Source organism: Sphingomonas sp. (assembly GCF_023266535.1).
Classification (GTDB): Bacteria; Pseudomonadota; Alphaproteobacteria; order Sphingomonadales; family Sphingomonadaceae; genus Sphingomicrobium.
Genome location: NZ_JAHFPY010000089.1, coordinates 1 through 9918, shown reverse-complemented (window position 1 = coordinate 9918; position 9918 = coordinate 1). Strand labels below are relative to the sequence as shown.

The 9918-nt window shown below is 63.1% G+C and carries 11 protein-coding genes, 1 other RNA gene and 1 pseudogene; 8 read left to right on the top strand and 5 right to left on the bottom strand.

Features of this window, described 5'->3' with window-relative positions; translation table 11 throughout:
* Both Q0C64_RS12145 and Q0C64_RS12140 read right to left on the bottom strand, forming a co-directional pair.
* On the bottom strand, nucleotides 1–992 hold a 992-nt coding region (locus Q0C64_RS12145; RefSeq protein WP_294124102.1), incomplete at its 3' end, for a Mur ligase family protein.
* Between the two features lie 33 nt (nucleotides 993–1025).
* On the bottom strand, nucleotides 1026–1586 hold the full coding sequence (locus Q0C64_RS12140) for a hypothetical protein (RefSeq protein WP_294124101.1): 561 nt from the start codon (nucleotides 1584–1586) through the stop codon (nucleotides 1026–1028).
* 79 nt (nucleotides 1587–1665) lie between these two features.
* Here Q0C64_RS12140 and Q0C64_RS12135 point away from each other — a divergent pair, with 79 nt between their 5' ends.
* Both Q0C64_RS12135 and Q0C64_RS12130 read left to right on the top strand, forming a co-directional pair.
* On the top strand, nucleotides 1666–2472 hold the full coding sequence (locus Q0C64_RS12135) for an LD-carboxypeptidase (RefSeq protein ID WP_294124100.1): 807 nt from the start codon (nucleotides 1666–1668) through the stop codon (nucleotides 2470–2472).
* Nucleotides 2473–2562: 90 nt separating this feature from the next.
* A complete protein-coding gene (locus Q0C64_RS12130) occupies nucleotides 2563–2829 on the top strand; it encodes an SWIB/MDM2 domain-containing protein (protein WP_294124099.1) in 267 nt (88 codons plus the stop codon).
* A gap of 87 nt (nucleotides 2830–2916) precedes the next feature.
* Here Q0C64_RS12130 and Q0C64_RS12125 read toward each other — a convergent pair whose 3' ends face one another.
* Together Q0C64_RS12125 and Q0C64_RS12120 are read right to left on the bottom strand one after the other, a co-directional pair.
* On the bottom strand, nucleotides 2917–3660 hold the full coding sequence (locus Q0C64_RS12125) for an NUDIX domain-containing protein (protein ID WP_294124098.1): 744 nt from the start codon (nucleotides 3658–3660) through the stop codon (nucleotides 2917–2919).
* A gap of 97 nt (nucleotides 3661–3757) precedes the next feature.
* A complete protein-coding gene (locus Q0C64_RS12120) occupies nucleotides 3758–4012 on the bottom strand; it encodes a hypothetical protein (protein ID WP_294124097.1) in 255 nt (84 codons plus the stop codon).
* A gap of 105 nt (nucleotides 4013–4117) precedes the next feature.
* On the opposite strand from Q0C64_RS12120, the gene ssrA reads away from it, so the two are divergent.
* From ssrA to Q0C64_RS12105, 3 genes are all read left to right on the top strand, one after another.
* Nucleotides 4118–4501, top strand: a transfer-messenger RNA (tmRNA) gene (gene ssrA / locus Q0C64_RS12115).
* A 157-nt stretch (nucleotides 4502–4658) separates the two neighbouring features.
* Nucleotides 4659–6632, top strand: coding sequence for an amidohydrolase family protein (locus tag Q0C64_RS12110; RefSeq protein ID WP_294124096.1), 1974 nt, complete (start codon nucleotides 4659–4661; stop codon nucleotides 6630–6632).
* Between the two features lie 23 nt (nucleotides 6633–6655).
* Nucleotides 6656–7510 carry a hypothetical protein gene (locus tag Q0C64_RS12105; RefSeq protein ID WP_294124095.1) on the top strand — a complete coding sequence of 285 codons (855 nt, stop codon included), beginning with the start codon at nucleotides 6656–6658 and terminating at the stop codon, nucleotides 7508–7510.
* Nucleotides 7511–7516: 6 nt separating this feature from the next.
* Here Q0C64_RS12105 and mscL read toward each other — a convergent pair whose 3' ends face one another.
* A complete protein-coding gene (gene mscL, locus Q0C64_RS12100) occupies nucleotides 7517–7939 on the bottom strand; it encodes a large conductance mechanosensitive channel protein MscL (protein ID WP_294124094.1) in 423 nt (140 codons plus the stop codon).
* 159 nt (nucleotides 7940–8098) lie between these two features.
* Here mscL and Q0C64_RS12095 point away from each other — a divergent pair, with 159 nt between their 5' ends.
* The 3 genes and pseudogenes from Q0C64_RS12095 to Q0C64_RS12085 form a co-directional block, all read left to right on the top strand.
* Nucleotides 8099–8695, top strand: a complete 597-nt coding sequence (locus tag Q0C64_RS12095; protein ID WP_294124093.1) for a LemA family protein — start codon at nucleotides 8099–8101, stop codon at nucleotides 8693–8695.
* 124 nt (nucleotides 8696–8819) lie between these two features.
* Nucleotides 8820–9638, top strand: a complete 819-nt coding sequence (locus Q0C64_RS12090) for a TPM domain-containing protein (RefSeq protein WP_294124092.1) — start codon at nucleotides 8820–8822, stop codon at nucleotides 9636–9638.
* Nucleotides 9638–9918: pseudogene (locus Q0C64_RS12085) on the top strand (hypothetical protein); the annotation flags it as partial. The gene Q0C64_RS12090 and the pseudogene Q0C64_RS12085, both read left to right, overlap by 1 nt.

The window sequence follows — 9918 nt, the reverse complement described above, 5'->3', positions numbered from 1 at the left end:
AAATCGTCGATCACCGTGACGCCGCCCGCGGTGCCGACCGTCTCGAGCCGGCGCTTGAGACCGGCGAAGCGCGCCAGCGCCGGCGCCGCGTCCGCCATGGGAATGCCAAGGGCCTGGACCGCGCCCAGCGCTGCCAGGGCATTCATCGCATTGTGGCGGCCGGGAACGTGCAATTCGACATCCTGCTGCTCCGTGCCGAACTCCACGGTGTAGCGGACGCCGTCGGGCAGCAGCTCCAGATTGCGTCCGATCAGGGTCGCTGCCGGGCTGTCGAAGCCATAGCTGATCAGCCTGTCCGCCGGCATTGCCTCGGCCAGCGCGCGCGTTTCCGGGTCGTCGAGATTGAGTACCGCCTTCTCCGAGCAGGCGAGGAAACCGGCGAACAAGGCGCGCAGCTCGTCCATTGTCATATGGTCGAGGCTGACGTTGGTCAGCACCGCCACGCTCGGGTGATAGAGCGCAATCGAGCCGTCGCTCTCGTCGACTTCGCTGACAAACAGTTCCGGGTCACCGACCAGGGCGGATGAGAAAGGCGCGCTGGGCGAGACGAAATTCTTCATCACCGCACCATTCATCACCGTCGGCTGGCGATGCAGGGCGTGGAGGATCCAGCCGATCATGCCGGTGACCGTCGACTTGCCGCTGGTGCCGCCAACCGCGACACTCTTGTGCGCGGCGTTGAGCAGCCTCGCAAGCAGCTGCGGGCGGGTCAGATGCTCCAATCCCAGCTCGCGGGCGCGCACGACATCGGGGATCGTGTCTTCGACGGCAGCCGAGGTGATGAGCGTCATGCCCTTGTCCAGCCCGGAGCCGTCCTGCGGGGCCAACCCAATGCCCAGCGACTTCAGATAGTCGAACTTGTTGGCCAGCCGCCCGGCGTCGAGCGAACGATCGGAGCCGGAGACACGCGCTCCGCCGGCGCGAACAATGGCGGCGAGCGGAAGCATCCCGCTACCGCCGATTCCGCAGAAGAAGAAGCTAGATTGACTCATCGCGACCGCCCTATTGTAGGGCAGGTGGAATGGCTAGGCCCAGCAGCCGACGGCGCCCGAAGCATCTGTGAGAGCAAGCTTTGGCGGTTGCGCGAGCTTCACGAAGCGAGCTGTGTACCAATGCGAGTCACAGTCGCCCCCGGCCGAAAAATCGTCGACGACAATACTAACTCGGCCCGTCACATGCGGAATCTTGCCCGCTACAAGCGCCGCACGCTGGCGCGGTGAAGCGATCGTCTGAACGAGCTGCTTTTCCCCGGTAATGCCGATCCAAATTTCTCCCGCGTCATCCTTCCAATGGGGGAGACGGGATGCAATCGCCAGGTCCGGTTTGATGTCCAGTGCGAGGCAGTCTTCGCCTGCCCCTTCGCAATTATCCGTCATGTTCAGCGCGAACTCGCCCGTCAGAACGAACCGGCCGTCGAACTGCGCGAAGCCATATTCATGCCACTCACGGAATTTCACAGGACTGTTTGAAGGAATCACCAAGTCCTCCAGCGCAGGGTGAGGATTTGTGGCGGTTTCAACTGCCGGGGCCGCACCGAGAAGGAACAGGGCAAGCGGTAGGTACGCCATGTGGCGGAATGCTTTCATGCGCCACTGGATCGCTGCAAACAGCTAAGATTGGCTTACTGATCTCCCCAAGCGTGGAGAAAGCTGCTCTATTCGCCAAATGCGAATTGCCGTCGTTGCGCCGAGCTGCACGTTGAAGCCCGAGGCTGCCGAGGCGCTCACTGCGATTGCGGCCGCGCGCGGCGATGCCGAGCTGCTGATCCACCCGCAATGCTTCCTGTCCGATGGTCATTTTGCCGGACCGGATGCGGCTCGCCTCGAGGCATTGCGCGAGGTGATGGCGGACGACAGCGTTGACGCAATTTGGTTCGCGCGCGGTGGCTACGGCTCCAACCGCATTGCCGTGGCGGCTGCCGCCAACCTGCCGGCCACCGCCAGGGCAAAGACCTTTCTCGGCTATTCAGACTCCGGCTTTCTGTTGGCGGCATTCGACAAGGCCGGCCTCAACGTGGCGCATGGGCCGATGGTCCAGGATGTTGTCCGTTCCGGCGGCGACGCTGCGATCCATCGCGCGCTGGACTGGCTGACAAGGCGGGACCCATCCGCGCTCGAGCCGGGAGTGAAGAGCGGCCAGCGCGCGATGGCGTTCAACCTGACCGTACTGTCCAACTTGTTGGGCACGCCGATCGAACCGGATTTCACCGGCGCCGAGCTTCTGATCGAGGATGTCGCCGAGCATGAATATCGCATCGACCGGGCGATGTTCCACCTGACCGGCAGCCCGGCAATCCGTCGTATATCGTCGCTCCGGATGGGCCGGATGAGCGAGATCCCGGACAATGACCCGGTGTTCGGCAGCGATGCCGAATCCATCGTCCGGGACTGGTGTTCGAGGTCGGGAATCCCCTTCGCCGGACGGGCCGATATCGGCCATGACGCGGCCAATCGCGTCGTTCCGTTCAAATAACTGTCAAATTAACCACAATTCATTGGTGTCACCCCTTGCGTACAGAGGGGAATCGCGCTCTATTTCGCGCCAGAACAACAGGAGGGCCAAATGGCAAAAGGGACTGGTCGTAAAGCTGGGGGCGGACTTGCCCGCCCGGTGAAGCCGTCGGCGGATCTCGCAGCGATCGTCGGGTCGAACCCGCTGCCGCGTAGCGAGGTCGTGTCGAAGGTTTGGGATCATATTCGCAAGAACAACCTGCAAAACCCGAATAACAAGCGGGAAATTCTTGCTGACGACAAGCTCCGCAAAGTCTTTGGCGTCGACAAGTGCACCATGTTCGAAATGAACAAGCACCTGTCGAGGCATCTTAGCTAGTTCGCTGGCCGCCTCTAGCCGCGGCGAGCGAATGAGGAGGGGCCCCGGCATCGCCGGGGCCTCATTCTTTTGGGGTGAGTCGCAGAATCAGGCTCTGAAGGCGGTCGCCAGCGGCTCCGATATCACCGGATAGCCGCGCCCTTCGGGGATGCGGACATGGGGCTCGCCGCCGATTTCCTCGATCCACGGAATAATCGTCTCGAGCGAGTGACTCCGCGCGTCGCCCAGCGCCGCGGCCAGATCGCGATGCTGGGCAAGCCGCTCGAGATTGCGCTTGGTCGGGAAGATGGCGCTGGCCTCGCCGCGCTCGATGCGCGCCAGCAATTCCACCGGGCCGGCCCATTCGGCCGCCTCGCATTCGCCTGGCTGCGGATGCGGCTGCCAGTCGCCCGAGGCGGCGCGGACCAGGTAGAAGAGCGTGTCGAACTTCCGCGCATGTTTGAATGCCGGCATCCAGCGGGTGAACGGAGTCAAGGCATCGAGGTCGAGCGAAAGCTGGTGATCCATCAACAGCGAGCCGAAATCCGCGCCCCCGATCAGCGCCTGCTGCAAATTCAGGCCGGTTGGAGCGTCGATCGCTTCCCGTACCGCCGGTACAACCGCCGTCTCTTCAATCGTCTCGCGGATAGCGGATATCCTGGCCGCCTCGTCCGGATAGCCAAGCGAACTGGCCAGCTCGCGATCCGCAGCATCGATCCGCCCGCCGGGAAAAACGATCGCGCCCGCGGCAAAAGCCATTTTGGCCGAGCGTTCGACGACCAGTATCTCGGGGCCGCCGGCGGTATCGCGCCATACGATCAGCGTGGCGGCAGGAATGGCTTCGTCGCTCATACGCCTCACGTAGCAGCCCGGTGCGCATAGAAAAGGGCCGGCAGCCATTCGCCACCGGCCCTTCCAATCCGCCCCCCGGTAAGGGAGGGAAAGCTGATTACATCGCGTTGACGTTGGCCGCGCTGGCATCCGCATCGTCGGCCGGCGTCTGGGAAGCCTCTGCATTGAGGGCGTCTTCCTGGTTGGCCAGCGCATCGGTCTCGTTGGCGGTCGCTGCCTCATTGGCTGCTGCTTCAAGGTTTTCCGAGGCCAGGTTTTCGTTGACATTCTCGGCCGAATTCTCCTGCTTGCCGCCACAGGCGGCAAGGGCAAGCGCGGCGGCGCCGACCACGGCGAACGAAAGCTTCTTCATTAAAAATCCCCTTTTTCCAGCGTGATGCATACTTGCCAGCCTCACGTGACCGGTTCCAACGCAACCACGTTCACGACGGTTCCGAAACCTGTCCGATTTTGTCAATTGGTTGCATCGCAAGGGCCCAACACCTATCTTGGGCAGGCTGGGCAACCGGCTATGTCGGTAGAATATCGGGTGGAATAGGCATTTCGGACCCGGGGGGCAGTACCCCGGCGCCTCCACCACCAGCCCCTGCCTATGCGGGGTTTGCTGATGGGGGCGAAACAGGATCGACGAGTGCAATAAAGGCCTGGTTGCCGATCGGTATGAGACCACCGCAACGGCTCGTTCACACAAGTGCTAACGATAACGAGGCACTCGCTCTTGCCGCGTAACTGAGGGCCTAACGGTCTAAAGTTACAAAGCTAAAGCGCGGTTGGACCCCACCGGGCAACAGAAGGGGATTCCAGCGGCTCGGGGAGGGCCGGGCAACAGAACCTCCCCACCGCCCTTTATCCATTTGTCGAACGGCAGCTTGCGCAGTGGAACCGCTGCTCGCAGGGTGCGCCCCTTCAATATCGGGGGAGTCGCCCAGATGACCGTTCGCCGTGCGTTGATCGCGCTTTGCCTTGCCGTTTCGCCTGCCGCTCTATCCGCCGCACCAGTGCCGAAGGAGCAGCTGCTCGTCCCGCCGGCGACTGCCGAGCATTTCGTGGTCGTTTCCGAAGCCGGCAAGCACGGCGACGAATGGCGCTGGGCGCTTCCGGACGGGAGCATCGCCTATCGCGAATCCATCCTGCTTCGCGGACTGGTGTTCGAGCAGGATGAGGTGGTGACGTTCGACGCCAGCGGCCGGCCGGTTGGCTTCACGGTCCGCGGCGTCACGCCAAGCGGCGATTCAGCCGAGACCTACAGCATCGACCAGGGGACCGGCCGCTGGACAACCTCGGTCGATGAAGGACAAGCGCCCGCTGGGGCAGCGGTCTACAATACCTTTGGCGGGACCTTCCTGTCGGGCGATGCGCTGATCCCATTGTACCTCAAGGCCGGCCCGAAAGGGGCGGACCTGCTTCCATCCGGTCATGGTACGCTCGAGCCGTCGGGCACGACGTTCAGCGCGACGGGGCCCAAAGGCAACCAGACGGTCAAGCTATATTTCCTCAAGGGGACCGGACAGTCTCCGGCGCCGGTCTGGCTGTTCGGCGATGGGCGGCTGTTCGGTTATGTCGGTGCACTGGGGATGGTGCCGGAAGGCTATGAAGCCAATTTGAAGCCGATGATCGCCGCCCAGGAGGCTGCGATTGCCGAGCTGACACCGGCGATTGCCAAGCGCCTGCTGACGCCGGGTTCACACCGGCCCGTGCTGTTCCGCAACGTCAAGATTTACGATGCCGATAAGGAGCGGTTCGTCGCCGGCCAAAACGTGGTCGTGTCGGGCGGCAAGATCATCAGCGTCGGCACGGCGCGGCCCAAGCTCCCCGCCGGCGCGCGGGTCATCGACGGCGCCGGAAAGACCCTCGTCCCGGGCCTGTGGGACAGCCACATGCACGTGTCAGACGATTTCAATGCGCTGAGCGAAGTGGCGCTGGGCGTAACCTCCGCGCGCAACCCCGGCGGAAGCATTGAGCTGGCCGTGTCGCAGCGCGACCGCCGGGCCAAGGGCCAGCTGGTCGGCCCCGAGCAATTCGATTCGGTCATCGTCGATCGAAAGGGGCCGCTGGCGGCGCAGGGCAGCCTTGCCGTCTCGAGCCTTGAGGAAACGCTCGCCGCGGTGCGGAAGATCAAGGCTGCTAACCTCACCGCCGTGAAATTCTATACGTCAATGGATCCAGCATGGATCCCTCCGGCCGCCAAGCTCGCCCATGAGCTCGGGCTGCATGTGCACGGTCATATACCGGCAGGTATGCGGACGCTGGACGCGGTCAATGCCGGCTATGACGAGATCACCCACATCTACTTCGCGACGATGCAGGCAATGCCGGATGACGTTGTCGCCAAGTCCAACACGACGCTGCGGATGACCGGCCCGGGCAAATATTTCAAGGACGTCGACTTTAATGCCGAGCCGACCAAGACCGTCATCAAAACGCTGGCCGAGAAGCATATCGCAGTCGATCCGACGCTGGTCGTGGTCGAAGGCGTGCTGACGTCCGAGGCGGGCAAGGTCTCGCCGGCCTATACCGCCTATGTCGGAACGCTGCCGCCGGCGACCGAGCGCGGCTTCAAGTCGGGGCCGATTCCGCTGCCGGAAGGAACCACGCGGGAAGAGACGCAGGCCAGCTTCAAGCATATGACCGAATATGTCGCGGTCATGCGCAAGGCGGGCGTACCGATCGTCGCCGGTACCGATGGCCAGGGCATGGAGCTGGTCCGCGAGCTTGAACTCTATGTCCAGGGCGGCATGACCCCGGGCGAAGCGCTGGCCACGGCCACCATCGACGCTGCCCGCAACGTCAAGGCGGACAAGCGGACCGGATCGATCGCTGTCGGCAAAGAGGCGGACCTGCTATTGGTCGACGGCGACGTCGAGGCCAATGTCGGCAACCTTCGTCACGTCGATCAGGTCGTGATGGACGGCTACGTCCTCGACGGCGATGCGCTGCGCAAGGAAGCAGGGTTTTCGGGCAGGCCCAAGTAGGCCTCAGCCAAAGGGGGTCAGGCATGCGGAACTGGGGGAAAATGGTCGCGGTGGCGGTGGCCCCGCTGGTGCTGACCGGCTGCCTGTGGGGACCGGGCAAATTCACGTCAAACCTGGCGCTCAACAAGGCCGGCACGTTCGTGCTCGACTATAAGGGCGAAATCGTCCTGCAAATGCCGGAAGAGAAGGGCGCGGCGGCCGAACCCTGGTCGGACAAGAAACTGAAATGTTTCAAGGACGGCCATGTCGAAACATCGGCAATGACGGACGATTCAGCGGAGCCGGACGAAGACGCGCGCCCTTGCACTAAGGTGGAACTGGGAAAGGCCAAGGCTGATTTCGACAAGGATCAGGCCGACCGCATCGCAGCCAAGCGCAAGGAAAATGAGGAAATGGCCAAGCTGTTCGGCTTGCCCGGTTCCGACGATGCTTCCAGCCGCCGCTTCGCCGCCAATTTGATGAAATACCAGGGCTGGCGGTCGGTCACTTACGTGGGCAAGGGCGTATACAACGTCGACTATCATGTCGAAGGGCGGCTAACCCAGGACTATGCCTTCCCGCTGATGCCCGACACCGATTTGATGATCCCGTTCATCACGCTCCGTCGCCGCGCTGACGGGTCTGTGATGGTCTCGGCCCCCGCGCTGACTGGCGGGTCAGGCCCGTTCAGCGCCCGCGCCAAGATGATGGGCTTGCCCGACAAGGGCGAAGGCGGCCCGGTGTCGCGCGCCGAAGGACGCTTCACCGTCACTACCGACGGCGAGATTTTGACCAACAACAGCGAGGACGGTCCGACCGCGACGACGGCCGGCCGCCAGGTTCATTGGGACGTCGGCCCGGGATCGACGAAAATCCCGGAGACGTTGGTCAGGCTTTAGAAGCTTCTACTTCTTGCGGAGCTCGTCCCTGATCTCTGTAAGCAGGTCGACCTCGCTCGGGCCGGCCGGCGCATCCTCACCCCTCTTCACCGACTTGTTGGCGGTTCGCACCAGCATGAAGATGATGAAGGCCAGGATGATGAAATTGATCACCACGGTCAGGAACTGGCCCCAGCCGAGTACCGGAATCCCGGCGGCCTTAAGGTCGGCATAGCTGGCAGCATTGCCGGCAAAGGTATCGGGGATGGTTCCGAGCACGATGAAGTGGCTGCTGAAGTCCAGGCCGCCGAACAGCGCGCCGACGATCGGCATGATGACGTCACCGGTCAGGCTGGTTGCGATGGTTCCGAACGCGGCGCCGATGATCACGGCAACCGCGAGGTCGAGCACATTCCCTTTGGCGATAAAGGCCTTGAATTCGGAAAGCATGACGTTCCCCTCTGTTTGCGTCGGGTCGAGGCAGACTAGCGCGCACGGGCCGAAATGAAAGCGATCCGGGCCAATGTGTGTTGTTTGCGTAAAACAGCGCATTGTAATTTGCGCGCGGCCCTCTACTTTTCCGGCCACGCAATGAAGGGGTGTGGAACGATGAATCTACTTCGCCGACTGAAACTGCTTGCTCCGCTGGCCGCGCTCAGCCTGGCCGGCTGCGGGCTCAACTCGGTCCCGACCGCCGAAGAGAATGTCAACGCCAAGTGGGGCAATCTGCAGAGCGAGTATCAGCGCCGGTCCGACCTCATTCCCAATCTGGTCGAAACGGTGAAGGGCTATGCCAAGCAGGAGAGCAGCGTGCTGATCGCCGTGACGCAGGCACGGGCTGATGCAGGCAAGGTCACGCTGAGCGCCGGGGATCTGGACGATCCAGCCAAAGTGCGCGCCTTCAATGATGCCCAGAGCCGGCTGACCCAGGCCATCATCCCGCTGCAGCGGCTGCAGGAAGCCTATCCGGAGCTCAAGTCCAACCAGAATTTCCTGACACTGCAGAGCCAGATCGAAGGCACCGAGAATTCGATCCTGGTGGCGCGCCGCGACTATAATGAGGCGGTGCAAAGCTATAACACTCGCATCCGCACCTTCCCCGACGCGATCGGCGCCAAGATTTTCTACGGCGCCAAGCCCAAGGTACCGTTCGAAGCGGCAGCGGGTGCACAGGAAGCGCCCAAGGTCGACTTCAACGCCAGCTAGGCACCAACGAATGAACCACTCTCTCGTCACTCCCGCGAAAGCGGGGGTCCCGCTGCCTTCCCGGCAGAAAAGCGGGATTCCCGCATCCGCGGGAATGACGATCTGGGCTTTGGGTTTGTTGGCAATGTTTTTTGCGTTGGTTGCGCCCGCCTTTGCCCAGACCTTTCCCAAGCCTAATGGGACGCCGGTGATCGACGAGGCTGGCTTGCTTCGTCCCGAACAGGCAGCCGATATCGGCAGCAAGGCAAACGCGCTGTACGCGGCAACCGGCCGCTCGTTCATTGTCGTTACCGTTAGGAGCCTCGAAAGTCGCCCGATCGAGGATTATGGCTATCAGCTCGGCCGCCATTACGGACTGGGGAGTAAGGACAAGGACGATGCCGTCATCCTTCTTGTCGCCCCCAACGAACATAAGGTCAGGATCGAAACCGGCTATGGGGCGCGCGTTTTCCTGACCGACGCGGTGTCGAGTGTCATCATTCGCGAACAAATCGTGCCCCGCTTCAAGCAGGGCGATTTTGGCGGCGGCATCACTGCCGGCGCCGACCAGATCATCAACATCATGGAGCTGCCCCCGGCCGAAGCCGCCAAGCGGGCCCAGGAGGTCGGAGCGGCCGAGAAGCGCCGCGGCGATCAGAGCGTCAATCCGTTTCCGGTTATCTTCATCGTCGTCATCTTTTTCATCGTCATCGGCTCGATCGCCAGACGCACCGGCGGCCGCCGCTATCGGCGCCGGGAGGGCATCAGCCCCTGGGTCATCCTGTGGGGTCTCAATGAGCTCAGCCGCGGGTCGCGAGGCGGCTGGGGCGGTGGCGGCAGCTGGGGAAGCGGCGGCGGCTGGGGCGGCGGAGGTGGCTTCGGCGGCGGAGGTGGCGGTACCTTCGGTGGCTTCTCCGGCGGCGGCGGCTCATTCGGCGGCGGCGGCGCCTCGGGGGGATGGTGATGCTGAGACTGTCTAACGAGGATCACGCAAAGGTCAGCGCCGCGATTGCCGCGGCCGAAGCCAGGAGCGACGGCGAGATCATCGCCATCGCCGCCGATCAATCTGACTCCTACCACGATGTCGGCCTTCACTACGCCATCCTGGTCCTGTTTCTGGTCCTGGCCTTCTTCGCCGCCTGGCCGCACCAGCTGGAGATCTGGTGGACGCGGATCATGGGCTGGACCGCCGACCCGACCCAGCGCGAGCTGCTGACGCTGCTGTTCGGCTTCGCGCTGCTCAA

Coding starts and splice junctions, on each gene's coding strand:
- Q0C64_RS12140 (WP_294124101.1), bottom strand. CDS start 1,586: ATGAAAGCATTCCGCCACATGGCGTACCTACCGCTTGCCCTGTTCCTT.
- Q0C64_RS12135 (WP_294124100.1), top strand. CDS start 1,666: ATGCGAATTGCCGTCGTTGCGCCGAGCTGCACGTTGAAGCCCGAGGCT.
- Q0C64_RS12130 (WP_294124099.1), top strand. CDS start 2,563: ATGGCAAAAGGGACTGGTCGTAAAGCTGGGGGCGGACTTGCCCGCCCG.
- Q0C64_RS12125 (WP_294124098.1), bottom strand. CDS start 3,660: ATGAGCGACGAAGCCATTCCTGCCGCCACGCTGATCGTATGGCGCGAT.
- Q0C64_RS12120 (WP_294124097.1), bottom strand. CDS start 4,012: ATGAAGAAGCTTTCGTTCGCCGTGGTCGGCGCCGCCGCGCTTGCCCTT.
- Q0C64_RS12105 (WP_294124095.1), top strand. CDS start 6,656: ATGCGGAACTGGGGGAAAATGGTCGCGGTGGCGGTGGCCCCGCTGGTG.
- mscL (WP_294124094.1), bottom strand. CDS start 7,939: ATGCTTTCCGAATTCAAGGCCTTTATCGCCAAAGGGAATGTGCTCGAC.
- Q0C64_RS12095 (WP_294124093.1), top strand. CDS start 8,099: ATGAATCTACTTCGCCGACTGAAACTGCTTGCTCCGCTGGCCGCGCTC.
- Q0C64_RS12090 (WP_294124092.1), top strand. CDS start 8,820: ATGTTTTTTGCGTTGGTTGCGCCCGCCTTTGCCCAGACCTTTCCCAAG.